The 26,242-nt window shown below is 61.7% G+C and carries 22 protein-coding genes; 15 read left to right on the plus strand and 7 right to left on the minus strand.

From position 1 onward, the window contains the following. Positions 1-5 precede the first annotated feature (5 nt). The 3 genes from QA637_RS12575 to QA637_RS12585 form a co-directional block, all read right to left on the minus strand. Positions 6-878, minus strand: a complete 873-nt coding sequence (locus tag QA637_RS12575) for a carbohydrate ABC transporter permease (protein ID WP_153440064.1) — start codon at positions 876-878, stop codon at positions 6-8. Positions 879-1,066: 188 nt separating this feature from the next. After that, positions 1,067-2,377, minus strand: coding sequence for an ABC transporter substrate-binding protein (locus QA637_RS12580; RefSeq protein WP_153440065.1), 1,311 nt, complete (start codon positions 2,375-2,377; stop codon positions 1,067-1,069). A gap of 212 nt (positions 2,378-2,589) precedes the next feature. Continuing rightward, entirely contained in the window at positions 2,590-3,543 is a 954-nt protein-coding gene (locus tag QA637_RS12585; RefSeq protein ID WP_153440066.1) for a sugar-binding transcriptional regulator, read from the minus strand. Between the two features lie 202 nt (positions 3,544-3,745). Here QA637_RS12585 and QA637_RS12590 point away from each other — a divergent pair, with 202 nt between their 5' ends. After that, positions 3,746-5,107 carry an NAD(P)-dependent oxidoreductase gene (locus QA637_RS12590; RefSeq protein ID WP_153440067.1) on the plus strand — a complete coding sequence of 454 codons (1,362 nt, stop codon included), beginning with the start codon at positions 3,746-3,748 and terminating at the stop codon, positions 5,105-5,107. Positions 5,108-5,137: 30 nt separating this feature from the next. After that, the gene (gene preA, locus QA637_RS12595; RefSeq protein ID WP_283061618.1) at positions 5,138-6,451 is read left to right on the plus strand and encodes an NAD-dependent dihydropyrimidine dehydrogenase subunit PreA; all 1,314 of its coding nucleotides are present in this window, start codon (positions 5,138-5,140) and stop codon (positions 6,449-6,451) included. A gap of 162 nt (positions 6,452-6,613) precedes the next feature. Here preA and QA637_RS12600 read toward each other — a convergent pair whose 3' ends face one another. After that, the gene (locus QA637_RS12600) at positions 6,614-7,636 is read right to left on the minus strand and encodes a zinc-dependent alcohol dehydrogenase family protein (RefSeq protein WP_153440069.1); all 1,023 of its coding nucleotides are present in this window, start codon (positions 7,634-7,636) and stop codon (positions 6,614-6,616) included. A gap of 104 nt (positions 7,637-7,740) precedes the next feature. On the opposite strand from QA637_RS12600, the gene QA637_RS12605 reads away from it, so the two are divergent. Further along, on the plus strand, positions 7,741-8,640 hold the full coding sequence (locus tag QA637_RS12605; protein WP_283061619.1) for a LysR family transcriptional regulator: 900 nt from the start codon (positions 7,741-7,743) through the stop codon (positions 8,638-8,640). A gap of 158 nt (positions 8,641-8,798) precedes the next feature. After that, complete coding sequence (locus QA637_RS12610) at positions 8,799-10,472, plus strand: adenylate/guanylate cyclase domain-containing protein (RefSeq protein WP_153440071.1); 1,674 nt, start codon at positions 8,799-8,801, stop codon at positions 10,470-10,472. Between the two features lie 25 nt (positions 10,473-10,497). Here the strand turns inward: QA637_RS12610 and QA637_RS12615 are convergent, their stop codons facing one another. Next, positions 10,498-11,169: a TetR family transcriptional regulator C-terminal domain-containing protein gene (locus tag QA637_RS12615; protein WP_153440072.1), complete on the minus strand. Its 672-nt coding sequence runs from the start codon at positions 11,167-11,169 to the stop codon at positions 10,498-10,500. Between the two features lie 305 nt (positions 11,170-11,474). On the opposite strand from QA637_RS12615, the gene QA637_RS12620 reads away from it, so the two are divergent. The 3 genes from QA637_RS12620 to QA637_RS12630 all read left to right on the plus strand — a co-directional run bounded on the left by QA637_RS12620 (position 11,475) and on the right by QA637_RS12630 (position 14,804). Continuing rightward, positions 11,475-12,725 (plus strand): Zn-dependent hydrolase, encoded by a 1,251-nt coding sequence (locus QA637_RS12620; protein ID WP_153440073.1) that lies wholly within the window; start codon positions 11,475-11,477, stop codon positions 12,723-12,725. Positions 12,726-12,806: 81 nt separating this feature from the next. Continuing rightward, positions 12,807-14,261: a dihydropyrimidinase gene (gene hydA, locus QA637_RS12625; RefSeq protein WP_283061621.1), complete on the plus strand. Its 1,455-nt coding sequence runs from the start codon at positions 12,807-12,809 to the stop codon at positions 14,259-14,261. 27 nt (positions 14,262-14,288) lie between these two features. Beyond that, entirely contained in the window at positions 14,289-14,804 is a 516-nt protein-coding gene (locus QA637_RS12630) for a hypothetical protein (protein ID WP_153440075.1), read from the plus strand. Positions 14,805-14,921: 117 nt separating this feature from the next. Here QA637_RS12630 and QA637_RS12635 read toward each other — a convergent pair whose 3' ends face one another. Continuing rightward, on the minus strand, positions 14,922-15,332 hold the full coding sequence (locus tag QA637_RS12635; RefSeq protein ID WP_167528265.1) for a cupin domain-containing protein: 411 nt from the start codon (positions 15,330-15,332) through the stop codon (positions 14,922-14,924). A 112-nt stretch (positions 15,333-15,444) separates the two neighbouring features. Between QA637_RS12635 and QA637_RS12640 the strand changes: the two genes are divergently transcribed. From QA637_RS12640 to QA637_RS12675, 8 genes are all read left to right on the plus strand, one after another. Beyond that, entirely contained in the window at positions 15,445-16,236 is a 792-nt protein-coding gene (locus QA637_RS12640) for an ABC transporter ATP-binding protein (protein ID WP_153440076.1), read from the plus strand. After that, positions 16,229-16,714 carry a GNAT family N-acetyltransferase gene (locus QA637_RS12645; protein ID WP_346283766.1) on the plus strand — a complete coding sequence of 162 codons (486 nt, stop codon included), beginning with the start codon at positions 16,229-16,231 and terminating at the stop codon, positions 16,712-16,714. The genes QA637_RS12640 and QA637_RS12645 overlap by 8 nt, the downstream gene beginning before the upstream one ends. 3 nt (positions 16,715-16,717) lie before the next feature. Beyond that, positions 16,718-17,602 carry an ABC transporter permease gene (locus tag QA637_RS12650; RefSeq protein ID WP_283061624.1) on the plus strand — a complete coding sequence of 295 codons (885 nt, stop codon included), beginning with the start codon at positions 16,718-16,720 and terminating at the stop codon, positions 17,600-17,602. Beyond that, on the plus strand, positions 17,599-18,468 hold the full coding sequence (locus tag QA637_RS12655) for an ABC transporter permease (protein ID WP_153440078.1): 870 nt from the start codon (positions 17,599-17,601) through the stop codon (positions 18,466-18,468). The genes QA637_RS12650 and QA637_RS12655 overlap by 4 nt, the downstream gene beginning before the upstream one ends. 146 nt (positions 18,469-18,614) lie before the next feature. After that, on the plus strand, positions 18,615-19,607 hold the full coding sequence (locus tag QA637_RS12660; RefSeq protein WP_153440079.1) for an ABC transporter substrate-binding protein: 993 nt from the start codon (positions 18,615-18,617) through the stop codon (positions 19,605-19,607). A gap of 543 nt (positions 19,608-20,150) precedes the next feature. Beyond that, positions 20,151-21,338, plus strand: coding sequence for an efflux RND transporter periplasmic adaptor subunit (locus QA637_RS12665; protein WP_153440080.1), 1,188 nt, complete (start codon positions 20,151-20,153; stop codon positions 21,336-21,338). Between the two features lie 14 nt (positions 21,339-21,352). Beyond that, on the plus strand, positions 21,353-24,658 hold the full coding sequence (locus QA637_RS12670; RefSeq protein ID WP_283061626.1) for an efflux RND transporter permease subunit: 3,306 nt from the start codon (positions 21,353-21,355) through the stop codon (positions 24,656-24,658). Between the two features lie 130 nt (positions 24,659-24,788). Beyond that, the gene (locus QA637_RS12675) at positions 24,789-25,469 is read left to right on the plus strand and encodes a Crp/Fnr family transcriptional regulator (protein ID WP_153440082.1); all 681 of its coding nucleotides are present in this window, start codon (positions 24,789-24,791) and stop codon (positions 25,467-25,469) included. Positions 25,470-25,537: 68 nt separating this feature from the next. Here QA637_RS12675 and ureG read toward each other — a convergent pair whose 3' ends face one another. Then, the gene (gene ureG, locus QA637_RS12680; RefSeq protein ID WP_153440083.1) at positions 25,538-26,149 is read right to left on the minus strand and encodes an urease accessory protein UreG; all 612 of its coding nucleotides are present in this window, start codon (positions 26,147-26,149) and stop codon (positions 25,538-25,540) included. Between the last annotated feature and the right edge of the window lie 93 nt (positions 26,150-26,242).

Raw genomic sequence — 26,242 nt, forward strand, 5'->3', positions numbered from 1 at the left:
GACTTTCAAGCCTCCAGCGTCTTGCCGATCATGCGCATCAGGAAGAATGCGACGATATTGGCGAGGATGACCGCGATGATGCCGCCGGCGGATGCGCCGCCCACGTCGAACTGCAGGAGAGCCTGCGCATAGACGAGGAAGGTGAGATTCGTGCTCTGCGTGCCCGGACCACCGTTGGTGGTGACGAGGATTTCGGCGAAGACGGACAGCAAAAAGATCGTCTGGATCAGGATCACCACGGTGATCGCCCGTGAGAGATGCGGCAGCACCAGATAGAAGAAGCGGCTCCAGGCGCCGGCGCCGTCCATCTGCGCGGCCTCCTTCTGTTCCTCGTCGAGCGACTGCAACGCCGTCAGCAGGATGAGCGTCGCAAAAGGCAGCCATTGCCACGCGACAATGAGGATGATCGAGAAGAGCGGCGCATTGGCGAGGAAGTCGAAGGGCTGCAGGCCGACGAGTTTGGCGAGCCAGGCAAAGAGCCCGTTCACCGGGTTCATGAACATGTTCTTCCAGACGAGCGCCGCGACGGTCGGCATGATCAGGAAGGGCGCAATCACCAGGATGCGCACGATCCCCTGCCCGAACATCGGCTGGTCGAGAAGAAGTGCGAGGGCGATACCGCCGATCACCGTGATGAACAGCACGCCGAGCACGATCGCGAGCGTGTTGAAGATGGCCTGGAAGAATGCCGGATCGGTCAGGAAGTAAGTATAGTTCGAGAACCCTGCAAACTCCTCCATTCCGGGCATCAGCAGATTGTAGCGCAGAAGCGAGAAATAGATGGTCATGGCCAGCGGAACGATCATCCAGGCCAGAAGCAGAAGCACCGAGGGCGCGATCATCAGCCGCGCGGCGGAGCGGGTGTGCAAGGTCGCCATGGCGTCCTCCCGTAGTTATCAACGCTGTTCCATGAAGGCTGCGCGGTTTACGCGCATGCCGGACGCGCCGTGACCGATCTAAAAAAGTCAGAGCGGGAAGCGGAAAACCCGTTCCGCTTTCCCCATCCCGCTCTGAGAGTTGCCGGGACACCAGCCGTTTCCAGCCAGCGCCCCGGCCCTTGGGAGCCCTATTTGATGTAACCTGCCTTGGTCATTTCGCGGGTCGACAGTTGCTGCGCGCTGGCAAGCGCCTGATCGACACTCATCTGACCGGCAAGCGCTGCCGAGAAGACCTGGCCGACCGCAGTGCCGAGGCCCTGGAATTCCGGGATCGCGACGAACTGCACACCGACATAGGGCACCGGCTTGACCGCCGGGTTCTTCGGGTCGGCCGCGTTGATCGAGTCGAGCGTCATCTTCGCGAACGGCGCCGCCTTCTGGTATTCCGGGTTCTCATAGAGAGACGTGCGGGTACCGGGGGGAACGTTTGCCCAGCCTTCCTTCTCGGCGACGAGGTTCAGATAGTCCTTGCCAGTTGCCCAGGCGATGAACTTTTCGGCCGCCTCGGTCTTCTGCGAGCCTGCGGGGATTGCGAGGTTCCACGCCCAGAGCCAGTTGCCGCGTTTGCCAAGGCCGGTATCGGGGGCAAGCGCGAAACCGACCTTGTCGGCAACCGTCGATTCCTTCGGGTTTGTTACGAAGGAAGCGGCAACCGTTGCGTCGATCCACATGCCGCATTTGCCGGTCTGGAAGAGTGACAGGTTTTCGTTGAAACCGTTGGAGGAGGCACCGGGCGGGCCTGCCTCATTCATCAGCTTGACATAGAAGTCGAGCGTATTTTTCCATTCGGGCTGATCGAACTGCGGCTGCCATTTCTCGTCGAACCAGCGTGCGCCGAAAGCGTTCGCCGTCGCCGTCAGGAAGGCCATGTTCTCGCCCCAGCCGGCCTTACCGCGCAGGCAGATGCCGTAGATTTCACTGTTCTTGTCGGTGATCTTGCGGGCAGCATCCGCGATGAAGTCCCAGGTCGGGGCATCGGGCATCGTGAGCCCGGCCTTCTCGAACAGGTCCTTGCGATACATCACCATCGAGCTTTCGCCATAGAATGGCGCGGCATAGAGCTTGCCGTCGATCGTCAGGCCGCTGCGGATCGCCGGCAAGAGGTCATCGACATCGTAATCGGCACCAAGGTTGTCGAGCGGCAGGAGCCAGCCCTGCTTCGCCCAGATCGGCACTTCGTAAGTGCCGATCGTCATGATGTCGTACTGGCCGCCCTTCGTCGCGATATCCGTCGTCACGCGCTGGCGCAGCACGTTTTCCTCGAGCGTTACCCACTCGAGCTGAATGTCGGGATTTTTCGAGGTGAAATCATCCGTCAGCTTCTGCATCCGGATCATGTCGCCGTTGTTCACGGTCGCAATGGTGAGGGTTTCTGCTTGGGCCAGACCCGCCAGAGCGACTGCCGAGCACGTGCCCAGCAGGAAAGTTCTCAAATTCATCGACTTCCTCCCAGAAGAATTGAGCATTTGCCTTGCTCATGGGCAATTACTCACCCGTTGACGCAAAATGTCAATCTGCATTCGTTGCTGCGACGCACCCGAAACTGTTAATGGCCTGTTTCAGCTATGGATTTTTTTATCGAGCGCGCCGGACCGAATGCGCTCCTGAGCGTCCCGGACGCTCGATATCGCCCGAGTCAATCTCGCTTGAATCACGCGCCGAGCAGAAAGTCAGCGGTGGTTTCGTCGGTGATGAGGCCGTTGATGATGCGGCCCTTGAGCGCCGCGCGGAGCGCCTCGTATTTGCGCTTGCCCTTGGCAATGCCGATGACCGATGCCCGGTCGCGTGGGGGAAGCGGAATGGAGGCGACACGTTCGTTGATGCTGCCCGTGAGCAGTTCGCCGTCGTGATCGAACATCCAGCCGCAAATCTCGCCTGCGGCACCGGCTGCCATCAGTCGCTCCATTTCCTCGCGCGCCAGAAAGCCGTCCTCGCACAGCGGTGCGTCCGGCCCGAGTTCGCCCACGCCGACGAAGGCGGCATTGGCTTCCGCGCCGAGCTTGAGAGCGAGCTTGACGAGACTCTGGTTGTGAAGGACCTCGCGCTCCTCGGGCGACGAGACGAGAACCGGCAGGGGCATGGGGAAATGGCGCGCCTTGATCGTGTCCGCCATGCTGAAGATGACATTGTAGTAGGCGGCCGAGCCATCGAGCCTGATATTGCCGGTGAGCGACACGATCCGATGCTGCGGGCATTCCATCGAGGGCAACTGGTCGATCGTCGCTTTCAGCGTGCGCCCCGTCCCGATCGCGAGAACCACCGGGTCCGTCGACTTCAGCCAGCGCTCGATCTCGACAGCGCCCGCTTCGGCGATCCCGACAGTTGTCGAACTCGAGCCCGGATCGCTCGGCACGACATCGACGTGCTTCAGCTCATATTTTTCCCTGAGTCGGGCGGCCGCCTCGAGACAGGCGGCAATCGGATGATCGAGCCGAACCTTGATCAGTCGCTCGGCCATGGCGAGGGAAACGAGGCGCTGCGCCGATTGCCGCGAGATGCCCATGATCGAAGCGATCTCGTCCTGCGTTCGGCCGGCGACATAGTACAGCCAGCCAGCGCGGGCAGCATCGTCCAGCCTGTTGTTGGTCTCCGGCCTGCGCGCCATACGATTATCTCCTTCCCCTTTGATTTGCTGCCACTATTTGCACTGCCCTGTCAAACAAACGTGCGGAGTGAATCGGACGCATGAAGAGAAAGCCCCGGTTCTCAGGGCGTTCGGCAAGTTTCCGAAGTAAACTTTTACCGTTTGATAAAAAAATAAAGCGTGTTACCGTTCTCTCATCCTGAGAAAACATTGGGAGCTAAAAATGGGAACGACGCAATCTGGGATCCTTGGCGGCCGGCTGCCGCTCAAGGAATACGAAGCCAATTTCTCCGACCTTCATCCGCCGCTCGACAAACACGAGGCGCTGGTCGCTTCCGACCGCTGTTACTTCTGTCATGATGCGCCGTGCATGACGGCCTGTCCCACCTCGATCGACATCCCGATGTTCATTCGGCAGATTGCCACGGGCAATCCGATCGGCTCGGCAAAGACGATTTTCGACCAGAACATACTTGGCGGAATGTGCGCCCGCGTCTGTCCCACCGAAACGCTCTGCGAGCAGGCCTGTGTGCGCAACACCGCCGAGGAGCGCCCGGTCGAGATCGGCAGACTGCAGCGTTACGCGACCGACATCGCGATGAAGGAGAACAAGCAATTCTACGTGCGAGCCGCATCGTCGGGTCGCAGGGTAGCTGTGGTCGGTGCAGGACCTGCGGGGCTTGCCTGCGCTCATCGGCTCGCGGTCAATGGCCACGACGTGGTGGTCTACGATGCGCGCGAAAAATCCGGCGGACTCAACGAATACGGCATCGCCGCCTACAAGTCTGTGGACGATTTCGCCCAGAAGGAGGTCGACTACGTCCTTTCGGTCGGCGGCATCGAGGTGCGCCATGGGCAGGCGCTTGGCCGCGACTTCTCGCTTGCCGACTTGTCGGAGCAATATGATGCCGTCTTCCTTGGTCTCGGTCTTGCCGGCGTCAATGCGCTCAGGATCGAGGACGAGAATGCCGAAGGCGTTGACGACGCCGTGGACTTCATCGCCGCACTCCGGCAGTCGAAGACCAAGGCCGACATCCCGGTCGGCCGGCGGGTCGTGGTGCTCGGCGGCGGCATGACCGCCATCGACGCGGCCGTCCAGGCGAAGCTGCTCGGAGCCGAGGAGGTGACGATCTGCTACCGCCGCGGCAAGGAACACATGAATGCCTCCGAGTTCGAGCAGGATCTCGCAACTTCCAAGGGCGTCACCATCCGCCACTGGCTGCAGCCGAAGCGCATCGCGCTGAAGGATGGCAAGGTCGCTGGCATCGAACTTGAGTACACCACGCTTGACAACGGCAAGCTGACGACAACAGGGGAAACGGGTATCATCGCAGCCGACCAGATTTTCAAGGCCATCGGCCAGACCTTCGAAGCCTCTGGCCTCGGCGCGCTTCAGTTGGAGGGCGGACGCATCGTCGTCGATGCGGAAGGCCGCACGTCGCTCGCCAGTGTCTGGGCGGGCGGCGACTGCGTGCTGGGCGGAGAGGACCTGACCGTTTCCGCCGTCGCCATGGGGCGCGACGCCGCCGAATCGATCAACCGGGCTTTCGCCGCGGCTCAGCCGCTGGCGAGCGCCGTCGCGTAAGAAGCGGAACAGGATCGAGAGGACGAAACAATGGCTGATCTTCGCAACAATTTTGTCGGCATCAAATCCCCGAACCCGTTCTGGCTCGCTTCGGCGCCGCCGACGGACAAGGCCTATAACGTCGAGCGCGCCTTCAAGGCCGGCTGGGGTGGCGTCGTCTGGAAGACGCTCGGCGAGGAAGGATCGCCGGTCGTCAACGTCAACGGACCACGCTACGGCGCGATATGGGGCGCCGACCGGCGCCTGCTCGGCTTGAACAATATCGAGCTCATCACCGACCGCGACCTTTACGTGAACCTGCGCGAGATGAAGCAGGTCAAGATGAACTGGCCTGATCGCGCTCTGATCGCCTCGATCATGGTGCCTTGCGAGGAGAACGCCTGGAAGGCGATCCTGCCGCTCGTCGAAGAAACCGGGGCCGACGGCATCGAGCTTAATTTCGGCTGTCCGCATGGCATGTCCGAGCGCGGCATGGGGTCCGCGGTCGGCCAAGTGCCCGAATATATCGAGATGGTCGTACGCTGGTGCAAACAGTACACGCGCATGCCGGTGATCACCAAGCTGACGCCGAACATCACCGACATCCGCAAACCCGCCCGAGCAGCCAAGGCAGGCGGCACCGACGCCGTGTCGCTGATCAACACGATCAACTCGATCACTTCGGTCAATCTCGACACGTTCTCACCGGAGCCCTCGATCGACGGCCGGGGCAGCCACGGCGGCTATTGCGGCCCGGCGGTGAAGCCGATCGCGCTCAACATGGTCGCCGAGATCGCCCGCGATCCGCAAACCCAGGGACTGCCGATCTCGGGCATCGGCGGCATCACCACATGGCGCGACGCGGCCGAATTCCTGGCTCTCGGTGCCGGCAACGTCCAGGTCTGCACGGCAGCGATGACCTACGGATTCAAGATCGTCCAGGAAATGATTTCCGGCCTTTCCGACTGGATGGACGCCAAGGGCCATAGGTCGCTCGACGACATCTGCGGTCGCGCCGTGCCAAACGTCACGGACTGGCAGTACTTGAACCTCAACTATGTCGCCAAGGCGAAGATTGACCAGGACGCCTGCATCAAGTGCGGTCGCTGTCACATCGCCTGCGAGGACACCTCGCACCAGGCGATCACCCAGTTCGTCAACGGCGTGCGCCATTTCGAGGTGATCGAAGAGGAATGCGTCGGCTGCAATCTCTGCGTTAACGTCTGCCCCGTCTCGAACTGCATCACGATGGAGCCGCTCGCGGCCGGCACTCTCGACAAACGCACCGGCAAGCCGGTGGACCCGAACTACGCCAACTGGACGACCCATCCCAACAATCCGATGGCTCGACAGGCCGCTGAGTAAGGGAACGTCGATGATACAGGAGGGCCGCCGGGAGGGAGCACCGGCGGCCTTTCGTCTTTGTGGTGGGCGCAAAGCATTCCAGGAAAAAGTGTGCAACGGTTTTCCGTCCGGAATTGCGTCGTTTCAATGCGTTAGATCGGTTCATCCCTTCAATGAAACGATCTAGAATTCGATCACGACCTTGCCGAAGGGACCGCGATCGAGATGCGCCAGCGCCTCGCGGAAATCGGCGAACGTGTATCGCTTGTCGATGACCGGCTTCAGGCCGATGCGGTCGACCGCGCCAACGAAATCTTCGAGCGCCCGGCGATGCCCCACGCTGATGCCCTGCAGCACCGGGGATTTCAAAAGCAGCGGCGCCGCCGGCCCTGAAATCTCGAAGCCTTCCAATACGCCGATCACGGAAATGCGCCCGTCGGCCGCGACCGCTCTCAGCGACTGGCCAAGGCCGGCGCCGCCAGCGATTTCCAGAATGTGGTCGGCGCCGTGGTCTGCGGTCAGCTCATAAACCCGTTCGACCCAGTCCTCAGATTTGCGATTGATGCCGTGGTCAGCGCCAAGTGCCAGCGCCCGGGCGAGCTTTTCCTGGCTTCCCGACGTGACGATCACCTCGGCACCCATCGCCTTGGCGATCTGCAGTCCGAAAAGCGCGACGCCACCCGTTCCCTGGACGACGACGCGATCGCCGGGTCTGAGATGCCCCTTCTCCAGCAGCGCGAACCAGGCGGTGAGGCCGGCGCATGGCAGAGTGCTCGCCTCGGCTGCGTCGAGGCTCTTCGGTGCGGCGACGAACCAGTCTTCAGGGAACGCGACATATTCCGACATGACGCCCGGATGCACGCCGCCAAGCGTCGCATAGGATGGCTCTCTGCCGCTTCCCGGCCTGAGACCATCGAGCCAGCCGGGGTGGAAGGTCGAGATGACGCGGTCGCCGGGGCTGAAGCGCGTCACGCCTTTGCCCACGTTTTCGACGACGCCGCTCATGTCCGAAGCCGGTACGAAGGGGAAGTCAAGATCCAGCGCCATGCCGGTTTCAAGCATCAGCTTGTCACGGTAATTGAGCGACACGGCCGTCGTCCGGACGAGCATATCACGATCACCGATATCCGGCACGGGATGTTCGGTAATCTTCAGATTTTGCGGGCCGATCGCGTCGATGCTCCATTCCCTCATCCATTTCGTCATGATCATTCCTTTCACGTGGATGGTGATGGAACGAGCATAGTGTTGAACTCACATCGCCAGTTGCGATAAGATTTCCCATCATTGGTTCTCAGGTGGATACAATAATGGAAAGGCTGAACGGTATTTCCGTATTCGTGGAGGTCGCCGATGCCGGCGGTTTCTCGGCCGCCGCTGAGCGGCTGAATCTTACCCGCTCGGCCGTCGGCAAGACGGTCGCACGGCTCGAGCAGCGGCTCGGCGTGCGCCTCTTTCATCGCACCACCCGGACGCAAAGCCTGACGGACGAGGGCCAGCTCTTCTACCGGAGCTGCCTGAAGGCGCTTGACGAAGTCCAGAACGCCGAGGCTTTGCTTGAATCCGGCAAGCAGGAAATTCGCGGCCGGCTGCGCATTTCGATGCCTGTCCTCTTCGGCCGCCTATGCGTGGCGCCGCTGCTGCACGATCTGCTTCGCGCGCATCCGCGTCTGGAGTTCGATCTTTCCTTCAACGACCGCGTTGTCGATCTCCTCGACGAGGGTTTCGATCTCGCCATCCGCAACGGTTCCGCGGGCACCGACCCGGGCCTGATGGCACGTGCGATCGCCGATCAGCGCATGACAGTCTGCGCGGCGCCCGCCTATCTCGAAGCCCACGGTATACCGACTAGCCTTGATGACCTCACCATGCACGATGCCGTCGTCTACGCGCGGAGCGGACACCAGCGCCCGTGGTCCTTTCCGGTCAAGGGGAATGCGACCGAAGACGTGACGCCGAAGACCCGTTTGCGGCTGGATGATCTTGCCGCCATCGCCGATGCCGCGGCCGATGGCCTCGGCCTTGCCTGGCTGCCGTGCTGGTTGGTGCGCGAACGCGTGCAGCGCGGCGAACTGGTGCGCGTGCTTACGGACCGGCCCGGCCAAACCTTCAAGGCTTACGCGGTCTGGCCGCAAACACAGCTTATGCTGCCAAAGCTCCGGGTGGTGATCGACAAACTCGCCGAGCGGCTACCCCGCATCATGGAGTAGCATTGGGAACGGTCGAGCAAGGCCGCCACCCTCTGAATTGAAGTCACGAAAACGAAACAGTTTGTGTCGAAAACGTAAGTTGTCGGTATCCGCGATCTAGTTAATAAGAGCGGCATCAGCAATGGCCGGCCAGAGCCGGCAAATACCGGGCAGAGTGCTTGACGACCTTTTCCACCAGCGCACGCAAGAAGACACATCTGGTCTCGGGGACAGTGCTCGGCACATTCATCCTCTGCCATTTCTTCAATCATTCGCTCGGCTTGATCTCCATCGACGCCATGGAAGCCGGCAGGCGGACGTTCAATCTCCTTTGGCACAGCGTACCCGGGACAATCCTGCTCTACGGCGCATTGCTCCTGCATTTCATGATGGCCCTCGACAGCCTCTATCGGCGGCAGACGCTCAGAATGCCCGCACGCGAGGCGCTCAAGATCGTCTTCGGCCTCAGCTTGCCTTTCGTGTTGATGGCGCATGTGGTCGCCGCCCGGGTTGAACCGATCTTCTCCGGGATCGAAGCCACCTATCCCGAAATCCTTCGAACGCTTTGGTCGAGTTCCATCAACACCACCCGGCAAACGGCGGCGCTTCTCCTCGCCTGGAGCCACGGATGTCTCGGCGCCTGGTTCTGGATGCGCGGCCGCCCCTGGTTCCCGCGTTATGAGATCCTGCTCTATACGATTGCGCTGCTCGTCCCGATCTTCGCGTTGCTCGGCTTCGTCAACGGGGCGCGATCGCTTGAGCGCGTCTATGCAGAACATGGTGGCTATGGCGACACCGCTTACGTCGGGCACAACCCGCGGGTCGATATGGCTCTTATGGAAGACATCCGCCTGGCGCTCTACGCCGGTTTCGGTGGCCTGATCGCAGGCACCTTCGCCCTTCGCGCGCTGCCGAAGCGCGGCCGAATTCGCGTCCGCTATCCCGACGGCCGTGTCGCGGCGGTCAGCCTTGGTTTCAGCGTGCTGGAGGCAAGCCGCGCCGCTGGTATTCCCCACGTTTCCGTCTGCGGCGGACGTGGCCGCTGCTCGACGTGCCGGGTCCGCGTCATTCAGGGCCTGGACGGCCAACCGGAACCGGAAGCCGCGGAACGGGCGACACTGACCCGGATCGGCGCGCCGGACAATGTGCGGCTCGCTTGCCAGTTCCGGCCGGTTCACAGCGTGACCGTCGTCCCCATTCTCGATACCGACAGCCTGGGGATAAAGAAGCAACTCGCCCAGCAGAACGGCGAGGGCCGCGAGCGCCGGATCGCCGTGCTCTTCTGCGATCTGCGTGACTTCACCCGCATCGCCGAGCACAAGCTGCCTTTCGATACGGTGTTCCTGCTCAACCGCTACTTCGAAATGGTCGGCGAAGCCGTGGAAAGCTCGGGCGGCGTGATCGACAAGTTCATCGGCGACGGTGCGCTTGCGATCTTCGGGCTGAAGACCCCGTTCCACGAAGCATGCCTTCAGTCACTCGCTGCCGCAGTCCGTTTGTCCAACGGAATTCAGGCTCTTAATCAGACATTCGACGGTGAACTTGAACAACCGCTGCGATTGGCGATCGGCCTGCACGCAGGCCCGGCAATCATCGGCGAGATGGGCTATGGACGGGCGACCTCGCTGACGGCGGTCGGCGATACGATCAACACCGCCAGCCGGCTCGAAGGGCTCGCGAAGGAGCATGATGCCGAACTTGCGGTTTCGGTCGAACTCGTCCGTCGCGCCGGCCTCGACCTCGAAGGCAACATGCGCCTCGATATCGGCCTGCGCGGCAGGCAGGCGACGCTCGAGACCTGGATCCTCGGCAGCGCCACGCAGCTTTCCGATGTGCTGCCGGCGGCGAGTTAAGCGCCCTCAGGGCGATCGAGCGGACCTATATCTCCTCAGCGTAATCCGACGACGGTTGCTCGCGGACCTGCAGGCCGTCGACGAACAGGCGCTCGAGGAAGCGTGCGGCATCCTCGAAACGCCCGTCCCCGGCGTTGTCCTGGCCGAGCACGGCACGGACCTGCACGTCGAAGTCGGCGTAGTGCTGAGTCGTCGACCAGATCGCGAAGATAAGGTGATAGGGATCGCACTTGGCGATCTTGCCGGCCTTTGCCCATGCGCGGATCACTTCGGCCTTCTCGTCGACGAGTTCTTTCAGCGGGCCTTTCAGTTCGTCCTCGATGTGCGGGGCGCCCTGCAGAACCTCATTCGCGAAGAGCCGGCTTTCGCGCGGGAAATCGCGCGCCATTTCCAGTTTCCGCCGGATGTAGCTGCGGATCTCGGCGACCGGGTTGCCCTCGGCATTGAACTCGCGGAGCGGATCGAGCCAGGTGTCGAGCACGCGGTCGATCAGCGCTCGATGCATCGCCTCCTTGGTGCGGAAATAATAGAGCAGATTCGGCTTCGACATGCCCGCCACTTCGGCGATCTGATCGATGGTTGAGCCGCGAAAGCCATTAGCCGAAAAGACCTCCAGCGCCGCCTCGAGGATCTGCTCCTCCTTCTCCTCCTGGATGCGTGTACGCCTCTGGGTCTTGGCCGCTCTTGGAAGTACCATCATGCCCCCTGCCCGTTGCTTGCGCACAACGACACTCGCGCGCAGACGCACAAAATCGTTGCAGCACCTCGAATTGCCCAAAATTCGGACGCGCCATTTTTTTGGGCAACAACTCCGATTTTTTGTTTTTCCGGCTTGAGTGCCGCCACGGAAGTTGTAATGTTTACCAACCGGTCAAATTATCAGCCAGTTTGCCGACAAAGGCAACGGCTGATCGAAAGGCACCAAAAACAAAGCTTGGATTTGATCGTCGGGAACATGAGGGCTGCGCCGCAAGGGGCAAACCGAAAAATGAGGAGAACGCCATGGCAGCACCTGGCGAGAACATGCGCGTCAACGCTGACCGCCTGTGGGATTCGTTGATGGATATGGCAAAGATCGGCCCCGGCGTCGCCGGCGGCAACAATCGCCAGACATTGACGGACGAAGACGGCGAGGCTCGTCGGCTTTTCCAATCCTGGTGCGAGGCGGCCGGGCTTACCATGGGTGTCGACAAGATGGGCACCATGTTCATGACGCGCCCCGGCACCGATCCGGACGCCCTGCCCGTGCACATTGGCTCTCATCTCGACACTCAACCGACCGGCGGCAAGTTCGACGGCGTACTCGGTGTCCTGAGCGGCCTTGAGGTCGTGCGCACGATGAACGATCTCGGCATCCGCACCAAGCATCCGGTCGTGGTGACGAACTGGACCAATGAAGAGGGCGCGCGTTTTGCCCCTGCGATGATCGCTTCCGGCGTCTTTGCCGGTGCCCTGACGCTCGATTACGCCTATGCACGCAAGGATCCCGAGGGAAAAAGCTTCGGCGACGAACTGAAACGCATCGGCTGGCTCGGCGACGAGGAAGTGGGCGCGCGCAAGATGCACGCCTATTTCGAATACCACATCGAACAGGGACCGATCCTGGAAGCCGAGAGTAAGCAGATCGGCGTCGTCACCCACTGTCAGGGCCTGTGGTGGCTGGAAGTTACGCTTACGGGCCGGGAGGCCCACACCGGCTCGACGCCGATGAACATGCGGCTCAATGCCGGCCTTGCCATGGCGCGGATCTTCGAAATGGTCCAGAACGTTGCCATGGAAAACCAGCCGGGCGCAGTCGGCGGCGTCGGCCAGGTGTTCTTCTCTCCCAATTCGCGCAATGTGCTCCCGGGCAAGGTCGTCTTCACCATCGACATTCGCTCGCCCGACCAGGCCAAGCTCGACGGCATGCGCGCGCGCATCGAGGCCGAAGCGCCGAAGATCGCCGAGGCATTGGGTGTCGGCTGCTCGATCGAGGCGGTCGGCCATTTCGATCCCGTGACCTTCGATCCCAAACTGGTCGCAACCGTGCGTGGCGCCGCGGAGAAGCTCGGCTACAGCCACATGAATCTCATCTCGGGGGCCGGCCACGATGCCTGCTGGGCCGCCAAGGTCGCCCCGACCACGATGATCATGTGCCCCTGCGTCGGCGGCCTCAGCCACAACGAGGCGGAAGACATCTCCAAGGAGTGGGCCGCCGCGGGGGCCGATGTCCTCTTCCACGCCGTGGTCGAAACGGCTGAAATCGTGAAGTGACATTGTGGGCGGGACGACGGTTCCGCCCTTTTTCTTGGCCCTTCCGGCGGCCGAAAACACAATCGCAAGGGAACACGAGCAATGAGCACTGTGATCAAGGGTGGAACCATCGTCACGGCCGACCTCACCTACAAGGCCGACGTCAAGGTCGAGGGCGGCAAGATCGTCGAGATCGGACCGAACCTCTCCGGCAGCGAGACGCTGGATGCGACCGGCTGCTATGTCATGCCCGGCGGCATCGACCCGCACACCCATCTCGAAATGCCCTTCATGGGCACCTATTCCTCGGATGATTTCGAAAGCGGCACCCGCGCGGCACTCGCCGGCGGCACGACCATGGTCGTCGATTTCGCGCTCCCCTCACCCGGCCAGTCGCTGCTTGAAGCGCTCACCATGTGGGACAACAAGTCGACACGCGCCAATTGCGACTATTCCTTCCACATGGCGATCACCTGGTGGGGCGAGCAGGTCTTCAACGAGATGGAGACCATCGTCAAGGACAAGGGCATCAATACCTTCAAGCACTTCATGGCCTATAAGGGCGCGCTGATGGTAGATGACGACGAGATGTTTTCCTCGTTCCAGCGCTGCGCCGGGCTTGGCGCCCTGCCGCTCGTCCACGCCGAAAACGGCGACGTCGTCGCTCAGTTGCAGGCGAAGTTGCTCGCTGAAGGCAACAATGGCCCCGAGGCTCATGCCTATTCACGGCCGGCCGAGGTCGAAGGCGAGGCAACCAACCGCGCGATCATGATCGCCGACATGGCCGGCTGTCCGGTCTATATCGTCCACACCTCCTGCGAGCAGGCCCACGAGGCGATCCGGCGCGCTCGCGCGAAGGGCATGCGCGTGTTTGGAGAGCCTTTGATCCAGCACCTGACGCTCGACGAAAGCGAATATTTCAACAAGGACTGGGACCACGCCGCTCGCCGCGTGATGTCACCGCCCTTCCGCAACAAGCAGCATCAGGACAGCCTCTGGGCCGGGCTTGCCTCAGGCTCGCTGCAGGTGGTCGCGACCGACCACTGCGCCTTCACCACCGACCAGAAGCGCTTCGGCGTCGGCGATTTCACCAAGATCCCGAACGGCACCGGGGGTCTCGAGGACCGGATGCCGATGCTGTGGACCCACGGCGTCGCGACTGGCCGCATCACCATGAACGAATTCGTGGCGGTGACCTCGACCAATATCGCCAAGATCCTGAACATCTATCCGAAGAAGGGCGCGATCCTGGTCGGCGCTGATGCCGACCTCGTCGTCTGGGATCCGAAGCGCACGAAGACGATCTCGGCCAAGACCCAGCAATCGTCGATCGACTACAACGTCTTCGAGGGCAAGACCGTAACGGGGCTGCCGCGCTTCACGCTCACCCGCGGCGTCGTTTCGATCGAGGAAGGCACGGTGAAGACGCAGGAAGGTCACGGGGAATTCGTCAAGCGCGATCCCTTCCCCGCCGTCAGCACGGCCCTTACCACATGGAAGGAAGTGACGGCGCCGCGGGCAGTGCAACGCACCGGCATTCCGGCAAGCGGGGTGTGATCGGGGAATCGGGGCAGAGTGCTGGCAATGTATGCTCATGACCGGGAGAACTGGTTTCCGCGGCTACACGCGGCGGCTACCCTCGCCGGCACCTACACGGCTTTCGCCATGTTGGTGTTCGTCGACCCTAAGTCAATTTCCGGTGTCCCTTTCCCTGTTCTCATTCCGGTCGGTATTCTGTTGCCATTCTTTGTATCTCTGGTCGCATTCCCTGTCTTCGCTCCGGCAAGTTTCGGTCTTTACCGGCTCATGCAGCGGTTTGGCCGACGGAACCTGGGCTACCATTGCCTTGCTGGCGTCGTGTGTGTCGCGCTGACATTCGCGTTTATTCTCCTGGCGGGATTCATTACATCCTCGTTCGAAAACGCCCCTGAACCAATGGAGGATGTAGGACTCTACGGTCAGCGAATGGGACGGGAGGATCAACTGTTCTTCGCAGCCTGCGCAATCAGCGGCGCGGCAGGGGGAGCAGCCTTTTATTTCGCGCGGCGGATCGGAAATTCAGGAACCCCAGCCGAGAAAGCGGATGGAGGGCGAGCATAGATGGTTCAAGTGCAGTCGGCTTGGTCATTGCCTTCGCCCGCCCCCATCAACCTCACTGGCCTTATCCCTTCGCGTGGCGAGATTGAGGATTTGCGGCAAGTTGCGGCAATCTCCGCCTCACGGCACCAGGGCATCGAGTTCGGGCAGCAGGACGACGCTTTCCTGCTCCTTCGGATCCGTCCGGGCGATCACCGCCGAGCACGGCTTATCGGAGAGATTGGCGGGCAGGTGCGGCACACCGGCGGGGATGTAGAACATCTCGCCCGCCTTGACGATCACATGCTCTTCGAGCCGGTCGCCGAACCACGTGTGCGCCTCGCCGGCAAGTACATAGATCGCGGTCTCGTGGCTTTCATGCAGATGCGCCTTGGCACGCGCGCCGGCCGGGATCGTCAGCAGATGCATGCAAATGCCCTTCGAGCCGACCGTTTCCGCGGCGATCCCCTCGAAATAGCTGAGCCCTTGCTTGCCGGCATATGTGTCACCCGGCCGAACCACGCGACAGCCAGAATTGGATGATCGAGACATGAACGCTCTCCAGAATTCGCTGAAAAAACCGCAACAGAGGACATCGGCGGCATTGCATGTTGCAGGTTCGGATAGCAGTCTGCCACAGACAAGCCACAATGAGAATCCGCCCATGACATCCAATTCTGCCTCCGTGGTCTCTGCTCGGGATCTCGGCCTCACGTTCCAGACCAGCGACGGGCCGGTCAATGCACTGACGGGCGTGAACCTCGATGTGGCCAAGGGCGATTTCGTCTCCTTCATCGGCCCGTCCGGATGCGGCAAGACGACATTCCTGCGAGTCATCGCCGACCTCGAAAAACCGACCTCAGGCGCCATTGCGGTCAACGGCATGACGCCGGAAGAGGCCCGCCGGCACCGCGCCTACGGCTATGTTTTCCAGGCGGCAGCACTTTACCCCTGGCGCACCATCGAGAAGAACATCGCCCTGCCGCTCGAAATCATGGGCTATTCGAAAGACGAGCGGAAGGCCCGGATCGAGCGCACGCTCGAACTCGTCAACCTCTCGGGCTTCGGCAAGAAATATCCCTGGCAGCTTTCCGGCGGCATGCAGCAGCGCGCCTCGATCGCCCGCGCGCTCGCCTTCGACGCCGATCTGCTCTTGATGGACGAACCGTTCGGCGCCCTCGACGAGATCGTTCGCGACCACCTGAACGAGCAGCTTCTGAAACTCTGGGCGCGCACCAACAAGACGATCTGTTTCGTCACCCACTCAATTCCGGAAGCCGTGTACCTCTCGACCAGGATCGTCGTCATGAGTCCGCGCCCGGGCCGCGTGACCGACATCATCGAATCCACTCTTCCGCGGGAGCGGCCACTCGGTATTCGCGAGACGCCCGAGTTTTTGGAAATCGCCCACCGCGTCCGTGAGGGTTTGAGAGCGGGGCACAGCTATGATGAGTAGTGCTTGCGCCGCCCAGGCTCGCTGTCGCGATGCGGATTTGGCGGACATGGAAGCGTGCGCCGACATCTTCAATCGCTGGGTGGACGCTACGGCGTGGATGCCAAGAGTCCATCCGGTAGGCGATGTGGTGCGGCATTATCGAGAAAGCGTCTTCGCAAACGGGCCTGTCATAGTCGCCGACTGTGGGGGCGAAATCGCGGGCTTTCTTGCCCTGTCCGCAGACGGCTTTGTGACCGCGCTCTATCTGGACGAAAGCCACCGAGGCGTCGGAATCGGAACGGCGCTGCTTCGCGAAGCGAAGAAGCGGGCAAAAAGCGAGCTGAGGCTTTGGACGTTTGAACACGATACGAGTGCCCAACGCTTCTATGAACGGGAGGGTTTCGTACCGGTGCGCAGAACGGGTGGCGAAAACGAAGAGAGGCTGCCAGGCATTCTCTATCACTGGCGCGCCGAACCGTTGAGCGGAAGGGAGGCGTGACCAATGCGCGAAGAGAGCTTCTTCAGAGACAAGCTGCTTCCCATCTCTACCGTGGTCGTCATCCTGATCGCCGTTTGGTACCTCGCCACCATCTTCCTCAATGCGCCCTTCGAGCGCGACGTGGCGGCCCGCGCCGGCACCGAGATCGGGTTCTCCGATATCGTCCGGAACACAATGGCGCAGGAGCGGCCCGTCCTGCCTGCCCCTCACCAGGTCGTCGCCGAAATCTGGGATACGACCGCCAACAAGGCGATCACGTCGAAGCGGAGTCTCATCTATCACGCCTGGATCACACTTTCCGCGACGCTGCTCGGCTTTGGCATCGGCGCCGCGCTTGGCGTGCTGCTCGCCGTCGGCATCGTTCACAACCGCGCGATGGACAGGTCCTTGATGCCCTGGGTGATCGCCAGCCAGACCATCCCGATCCTTGCGATCGCCCCGATGATCATCGTCGTCTTGAACGCGATCGGCATCGCCGGGTTGCTGCCGAAGGCGCTGATCTCGACGTACCTCTCGTTCTTCCCGGTCGTCGTCGGCATGGTGAAGGGACTGCGCAGCCAGGAAACGATCCAGCTCGACCTGATGCACACCTATAATGCCTCGTCGGCGCAGACCTTCTGGAAACTGCGCTGGCCATCCTCCATGCCCTACCTCTTCACCTCGCTGAAAGTCGCCGTCGCCATCTCGCTTGTCGGCGCGATCGTCGGCGAGCTGCCCACGGGGGCCGTGGCCGGGCTTGGCGCCCGCCTGCTCGCTGGGTCGTATTATGGCCAGACGGTACAGATCTGGGCGGCTCTGTTCATGGCCGCAGCGCTCGCCGCCGTCCTCGTCATGATCGTTGGCCTCGCGCACACCGCCGTTCTCAAGCGCATGGGAGCCAAGGCATGAGTCTTCCCGTTCTCGCCGGAGCCGTGCTCTTCTGGCTCGCTGCCTGGGCCTTCAACGAGTGGCTCGTGCGCCAGCACTTTGCGCACGCAACGGCCGCGAACGCCGCGCGTTTCGCCGTTCCCCTCCTCTTCGGCATCACCATTCTCGTGCTTTGGGAAGGTGTCGTCCGCGGCTTCGGCATTCCGTCGGTGCTGCTGCCGGCGCCGTCGATGATCTGGCAGCGCCTCGTCAACTCCCTGCCGACGCTGGCAGCGGACTTCCGGCAGACCTTCCTGAAAGCCGTGCTGACCGGCTATGCGCTCGGCTGCGGCCTCGGCTTCGTCGTGGCGATCCTGATCGACCGCTCTCCCTTCCTGCAGAAAGGCCTGCTGCCCCTCGGCAACTTCGTCTCTGCGCTCCCCGTCATCGGCGTCGCGCCGATCATGGTCATGTGGTTCGGCTTCGACTGGCAGTCAAAAGTCGCCGTCGTCGTCATCATGACCTTCTTTCCGATGCTGGTGAACACGGTTTCCGGCTTGGCGGCGGCGAGCCACATGGAGCGGGACCTGATGCGCACCTACGCGGCGACATGGTGGCAGACGCTCGTCAAGCTGCGCCTTCCCGCCGCCTGGCCTTTCATTTTCAACGCGCTCAAGATTAACTCCACGCTGGCGCTGATCGGCGCCATCGTCGCCGAATTCTTCGGAACGCCCATTGTCGGCATGGGCTTCCGGATCTCCACGGAAGTGGGCCGCATGAACGTCGACATGGTTTGGGCCGAGATCGCCGTCGCGGCGGTGGCTGGCTCCGCCTTCTACGGGGTGGTCGCGCTCGCCGAGCGCGCCGTCACCTTCTGGCATCCGTCCATCCGCAGTGGGCGGGCCTAACGCATGTCGCCCGAAAGTATGCAGCGGTTTCGGGACAACGACATGCAGGCAAACAAAGACCGAAAGCGCGTCGCCGGGCTCCTATCGAATGCGATGCGCTTCAAAATGAAGCAATGAGAATGAACCAACAATAAGAGGGAACAGACATGAATAAGAAACTTGCGTCTCTGCTTGCTGCAGGCGTCTTTTCGCTTGCCGCCTTCCATGCCAATGCCGCCGACAAGGTCACGCTGCAATTGAAGTGGGTCACCCAGGCCCAGTTTGCCGGCTACTACGTCGCCAAGGACAAGGGCTTCTACGAGGAAGAGGGCCTTGACGTCGATATCAAGCCCGGCGGCCCGGATATCGCGCCGGCCCAGGTGATTGCCGGCGGGGGAGCCGACGTCATCGTCGACTGGATGCCTTCCGCCCTTGCCACGCGCGAAAAGGGCGTGCCGCTCGTCAACATCGCCCAGCCGTTCAAGAGCTCCGGCATGATGCTGACCTGTCTCAAGGAATCCGGCGTGACGAGCCCGGACGACTTCAAGGGCAAGACGCTCGGCGTCTGGTTCTTCGGCAACGAATATCCCTTCCTCTCCTGGATGGCACATCTGAAGATCCCGACCGAGGGCGGTGCAGACGGTGTGACCGTGTTGAAGCAGGGCTTCAACGTCGATCCCCTGATTCAGAAGCAGGCCGCCTGCATCTCCACGATGACCTACAACGAGTATTGGCAGGTGATCGACGCCGGCATCAAGCCGGAGGACCTCGTAACCTTCAAATATGAAGACCAAGGCGTCGCCACCCTCGAAGATGGCCTTTATGTGCTCGAAGACAAGCTCAAGGATCCGGCATTCAAGGAAAAGATGGTGAAGTTCGTCCGCGCCTCGATGAAGGGCTGGAAATATGCCGAGGAGAACCCGGACGAGGCTGCCGATATCGTCCTTGAGAACGATTCCACGGGCGCCCAGACGGAAAAGCACCAGAAGCGCATGATGGGCGAAATCGCCAAGCTGACGGCAGGCTCCAACGGCGCGCTCGACGAGGCCGACTACAAGCGCACTGTCCAGTCGCTGCTCGCCGGCGGCTCCGACCCAGTCATCTCTAAGGAGCCGGTAGGCGCCTGGACGCACGAAGTAACCGACGAAGCGCTCAAGTAACAGACGCAAAAAGCCAATGGAAACCGGAGCGTGCGGCCCCCGCCGCGCGCTCCTTTTTCTTACAGCGCCGCGCGTCCAATCGGACGCGCCAAGGTCGCTGTAGCGCTTTGAATCGATTTCGATTTAAGCAATCATGCAGTAGAGCCGACGCCAACCCAATTCAGGAGGTCAAATAGTCGCGCCGAAGTTGCATCCTCGCATATTGCCTTGCGAGATATACGAGAATAGAAATGGTGAGGCACCATCGCTTCAGTGACCTTGTAAGCATTTAGCGCGACGATTACATAGGCCAAAGCGTTTGGTTAGGGCGGCTGAGGGAGGAAATCGTTTTCTTAAGCTTTGCCCTTTAGGGAACTTTTTCCTGGACTCGATGCAATCGGTTTGAAACCGCCTGCATTGGGAAAAATTTAAGCTTGTGACCATGTCCGTGAACGTGGCGATCCGCCGGCGGTGCAGGGGACACAAGAGAATAGCGTGATTTAAACCAGACCTTTGCCGCTTAAGGCGCGATGTCCGGTATTTCATTTTTGGGAAAACAGGCCGATGGCTCAGAAACTTGTTCCTCTTTTCGGCGCCTGCGCGGCAATGATCTTGTGCGCATTTTCCGGCACCTTTGCCGAAGAGGCTGCCAAGCCGCAACAATCGCAGACGCTCCCCTCGATCGTCGTTACCGAAGCCGTACAGCAATCGATCAGCGACCGCGTCATCGCCACCGGCTCCATCGAGGCGGTCGAGGAGACCTATGTTTCGCCGCTTGTCGACGGTCTTTCTGTGCGATCGCTGAACGTCGATGTCGGCGACAAGGTCGAAGAAGGCAGTACGCTGGTCGTCCTCAACGACGACGCACTGCTTTTGCAGAAGAGCCAGCTCGAAGCCAATCTCGCCAAGGCGGAGGCGTCGCTCGCCCAACTGCGCGCGCAGCTCGCCGAAATGACGGCCAATTCGGAAGAGGCGACACGCGTTGCCGATCGTGCCGTGCGGCTGTCCGAGAACGGCACGGTGTCGACGGCCGAGGCTGACCGCTTGAAGGCGCTCGCCGCCGCCGCCCGCGCCCGCGTCCACTCGGCCGAGCAATCGGTGAGCGTCGCGACGGCAGACATCAAGGTGGTGCAGGCACAGATCGATGACATAGACCTGCGTCTTGCGCGTACTGCCGTGAAGGCTCCGGTCAGCGGCGTGATCTCAGCGAAGAACGCCAAAATCGGCGCCATTGCCAGCGGCAGCGGAGAGCCGCTCTTCGCCATCATTCGCGACGGTGCGATCGAGATGAAGGCGGATGTCGCCGAGGCCGACCTCATCAAGCTTGCCGTCGGGCAGCCGGCGTCGGTCAGGCTCGCCGGAAGCAGCACCACGATCGAGGGCAAAATCCGGCTGATCGCGCCGACCGTGGACCCGCAGACGCGGCTTGGTTCGGTCGACATTACCCTGAGCGATACGTCGAAGGCCCGCGCCGGCATGTATGCGAGCGCGGTCATCACTGTCGAACAAAAGCAAACGGTTGTTTTGCCGCAAACCGCTGTTACAGCCGACGACGGCAAGGCAATCGTCCGCAAGGTCGAAGACGGCGTGGTCCGGCTGGTGCCGGTGGTTACCGGCATCCAGGACGGGCAGTTCGTCGAAATCCTTTCCGGCCTCAAGGCAGGTGAACAGGCAGTTGCAAAGGCCGGCGCCTATGTCCGCGACGGTGACCGCATCAACCCGGTCAAGTCTGCGCAGCCGGCCACCAACTGACGGGAACAGAGACCATGAACTTCTCAGCCTGGTCCATCCGCAATCCGGTCGCCCCGATCCTGGCCTTCTTCGTGCTGGTCGTGCTCGGCTGGCAGTCGTTCAATTCGCTGCCGATCACCCGCTTCCCGAACATCGACGTCCCGATCGTTCAGATCAGCGTCACGCAGAGCGGCGCCGCCCCCGCCGAACTCGAAACCCAGGTTACCAAGGAGATCGAGGACGCGGTCGCAGGCGTGTCTGGCGTCGACCACATCCAATCGACGATTACCGACGGCAGTTCGACCACAGCCGTCATCTTCCGCATGGAAGTGCCGACGACTCAGGCCGTGCAGGACGTCAAGGACGCGATCGACCGCATCCGCAGCGACCTGCCGACCTCGATAGAGGAGCCGATCGTCTCCAAGGTCGACGTCGAAGGCCAGGCGATCCAGACGTTCTCCGTCTCCTCACCCGGTATGACGCTGGAGGAGCTGTCCTGGTTCGTCGACGACACGATCAAGCGCGCCATCCAGGGCCAGAGCGGCATCGGCCGCGTCGACCGTTACGGCGGCTCCGATCGGGAGGTCCGCATCGAGCTTAACGAAGACCGCCTGAACTCATACGGCATTACCGCCGCCGACGTGAACGGGCAACTTCGCCGCATGAACATGGATCTCGGCTCCGGTCGCGGCCAGGTCGGCGGCAGCGAGCAGGCAATCCGCACGCTCGGCGACACGCGTGACGTGGCTGAGCTTGCCAACACCATGATCTCGCTGCCGAATGGACGCTTCGTCCGCCTGTCGAAACTCGGCAGCATCATCGATACCTACGAGGAGCCGAAGTCGTTCTCGCGGTTCAACGGCCATCCGGGCGTCACCTTCGCCGTCTTCCGCGCCAAGGGCGCCAGCGAAGTCACCGTTGCCGAAACGGTCGCCAAGACGCTCGACGAGATCCGCGCCAAGCATCCGGACGTCACCATCGAGAAGGTCGACGACTCGGTCTACTTTACCTACGGCAACTACGAGGCGGCGATCCATACGTTGATCGAGGGAGCACTGCTCGCCGTCGTCGTCGTGCTATTGTTCCTGCGCAACTGGCGTGCAACGCTGATTTCCGCGATCGCGCTGCCGCTCTCGGCCATCCCGACGTTCTGGGTGATGGAGCTCCTGGGCTTCTCGCTGAACCTCGTCAGCTTCCTCGCGATGACGCTCGCGACCGGTATCCTCGTCGACGACGCGATCGTGGAGATCGAGAATATCGAGCGGCATATTCGCATGGGCAAGTCGCCCTACCGCGCCGCGATCGAGGCGGCAGACGAGATCGGCCTGGCGGTGATCGCCACCACCTTCACCATCATCGCCGTCTTTGTCCCGGTCTCGTTCATGCCGGGCATTCCGGGGCAATACTTCATTCAGTTCGGCCTGACGGTCGCGGTCTCCGTCTTCTTCTCGCTGCTCGTCGCCCGCCTGATCACCCCCGTTATGGCGGCCTATCTGATGAAGCCTAGCGATGTCGGTGGTGGCCACCACGGAGGCGACGACAGTGCCATCATGAAGCTCTACACGGGCATCATCAGGGTGACGACCCGCTGGCGCTATTCGACGCTGTTGGCCGCCATCGGTTGCCTTGCCATCTCCCTCTACTTCCTGTTTCAGGTTCCCGGCAGCTTTCTGCCGCCGGAAGATGCATCGCGCGTCAGCCTGTCGATCGAATTGCCGCCGGACGCGATGCTCGAGGACACGGACCGGACGACATCCGAGATCTATGACCGCATCAAGGACATAGACGGCGTCGAGAACGTCTTCGTGCTCGGCGGCGCCTCGCCGAAGGGCGATCTCGAACTGCGGCGCGCCGCAGTCACCGTGCTTCTCAAGAAGCTCGACCACTCGCTCGTCAACAAGGTCGTTAACGACGTCATCGGCCGCATGCCGCTCATCGGTGAGTACCTACCGAAGCTGCCGCCGGCGGGCCGCATCAAGCCGCAATCTGAGATCGAACGGGAGATCTTCGCAAAGCTGCGCTCGATTCCTGACGTACGTGTCACCAAGCTCAACGACCGTGGCGAGCGCGATCTGTCGTTCAACCTGCTCTCCAACAACGACGAAGACCTGGACAGCGCCGTCGCTGCACTTGAAGTCAAGCTGCGCAGTGACCCGCTGCTCGCCAACGTCAGCCCCGATGGCGCGCTGCCGCGGCCGGAGCTGCAGATTCGTCCGCGCGCCGATCAGATGTCCCGCCTCGGCATCACGACGCAGCAGATCTCCGAGGTCATCCGCGTCGCCACCATCGGCGACATCGACGCGCAACTCACCAAAATCGCGCTCGACGGCCGGCTGATCCCGATACGTGTCCAGCTCAACCGGGATTTCCGCACGGATCTCGCGGCGATCCGCAACCTCAAGGTCCAGACTGCGTCTGGCGCGACCGTTCCGCTTTCGAGCGTTGCGGACATCAACTATTCGGAAGGCCCGAGCTCGATCAAGCGCTACGACCGGTACCGCGTCGTGACCTTGGGTGCCGACCTTCCGGTTGGCGTCGCGCTCGACACGGCGTCCAATCGCTTCAAGCAGATCGCGGGCGAGGTCAAGCTCCCGGCGACCGTCGAGTTCCGTGAAAGCGGCGATGCCGAGGTGCAGGCGGAAATGCAGCAGAGCTTCGGCAACGCCATGTTGCTCGGCCTGATGATGGTATTGGTCGTGCTCATCTTGCTGTTCAAGGATGTGATCCAGCCCTTCACCATCCTGTTCTCGCTGCCGCTCGCGATCGGCGGCGTGGCTGGAGCCCTGATCCTGACCCAGAACGCGCTCTCGATGCCGGTGCTGATCGGTATCCTTATGCTGATGGGTATCGTCACCAAGAACGCGATCCTGCTCGTGGATTTCGGTATCGAAATGATGCATCACGGCATGGACCGCACGCTGTCGATGATCGAAGCTGGCCGCAAGCGCGCCCGCCCGATTGTGATGACCTCGATCGCCATGTCCGCCGGCATGCTGCCGTCGGCGCTCGGCGTCGGCGAAGGCGGCTCCTTCCGTGCGCCGATGGCGATCGCGGTGATCGGAGGCATCATCGTCTCCACGGTGCTCAGCCTCGTCGTGGTTCCCTCCTTCTTCCTGATCATGGACGACCTGTCGCGGCTGCTCGCCTGGATCTTCGGTCGCTTCGTCGGCAAGAAGGACGAGGAGGACCTGCCGCTCGACCGCGAGGCGCTGACGCGGCTCGCCGCCGAGCAGGGCAGCACGATCGAGGAAATGCAGGAGCGCATCAAGGCGCTGGAAGAGCAGCGTGACGAAAAGTCCGGCCGCAAGGTCATCAACCATCCCGCGCTTGCCGCCGAGTAAAACCGCTCCCGCGCTGCAAACTATCTAGGCCCGCGCCGTCATGCGCGGGCGAAAGTTATTTGATCGGGGTCAATTCGCATCTTTCGATGACCGATTAGGATCGGTTCGATCCAATTCGGGAATGGCACGGATGAAGACCTTGCGACTGACCTCGACCGATAGAACCGTTCTTCTCGATTCGCATTTTTTCGCGAGACTGCCGCGGCCGACGGCAGAGGCGATCCTCGAGGGCGCAATCGTTTCCACGCACGAGGAACACGATATCCTGTTTCGTCAGGACGAGCCGATCGACCACTTCTTCTTCGTGCTCTCAGGTCTCGTCCGTCTCTACCGCTTGGGCAAGGACGGTCGCGAAGCCGACATTGCCGTATTGCCAAAGGGCGAGATCTTCGGCGCAAACGCCATGTTTCTGGAACACCGCGCGACTGCCAATGCGCAGGCAGTGGAGCCTTCGATCGTCGCGCGGTTCGAAAGCCACAAGCTTCGCCAACTCGCCGCGGAAAACACCGATGTCGCCCAGGCGCTGATCGAACTCCTCTGCCGTCATGGCAAGATGACGGAAGACTGCCTTGCCGAGGACCGACTGCTCACCGCGCCTCAGCGGGTCGCGAGCTATATCCTCAGCCATTGTCCGGACGGCCTGAGCAGCTTCTCCTTCCGCCTGCCGTTCCAGAAGAACGTGCTTGCGGGCAAGCTCGGCCTCGCGCCGGAGGCTCTGTCGCGCGCCTTCTCGACGCTTCGCCACTCAGGCGTCATCGTCAAAGGCCGCGTGATCGAAATCCGCGACCGGCAGGCGCTGGAGCGTTTCTGAGTTTCATCGTCAAATCGGCTACGATTTGAAGAAACATGCAGTAGCCGAAATCCGCATCGAGCCCGGCGTTAGAGCCCGCCTTCCACCGTCAAGAATTCCACGATCCGGTCAATGCCGTCGCCGCGCTTCATGTCCGAAAACACGAACGGCTTTGCCATGCGCATCCGCTCCGCATCCCGTTCCATCACGTCGAGATTGGCCCCCACATAGGGTGCGAGGTCCTTCTTGTTGATCACGAGGAGATCGGACTTGGTGATCCCCGGCCCGCCCTTGCGCGGAATCTCCTCGCCCTGGCAGACGGAGATCACGTAGATTGTCAGGTCGGCGAGATCGGGAGAAAAGGTCGCCGCCAGATTGTCGCCGCCCGATTCGATGAAGACGACGTCGAGATCTGGAATCCGGCGATTGAGATCGGCGATCGCCTGCAGATTGATCGACGCATCCTCACGTATCGCCGTATGCGGGCAACCGCCGGTCTCGACGCCGATGATCCGTTCCGACGGCAGCGCCTGCATCCGCACCAGCGCTTCGGCGTCTTCCTTGGTGTAGATGTCATTGGTGACGACCGCGACGGAATATTTCTCCCGCATCGCCTTGCACAGCTTGTCGGTCAGCGCCGTCTTGCCGGAACCAACCGGGCCGCCGATGCCAACGCGAAGGGGACCGTTTTTCGATGACATCTGCTTGTCCTTTCAGAATTCGGCCGCCCGTTAGAGCGGGATAAGGAAAAGTGTCCGCGGTTTTCCGCCCGCATCCCGCCCAAAATCATCGTG

Origin of the sequence: Sinorhizobium terangae (assembly GCF_029714365.1) — a bacterium.
GTDB lineage: Bacteria > Pseudomonadota > Alphaproteobacteria > Rhizobiales > Rhizobiaceae > Sinorhizobium > Sinorhizobium terangae.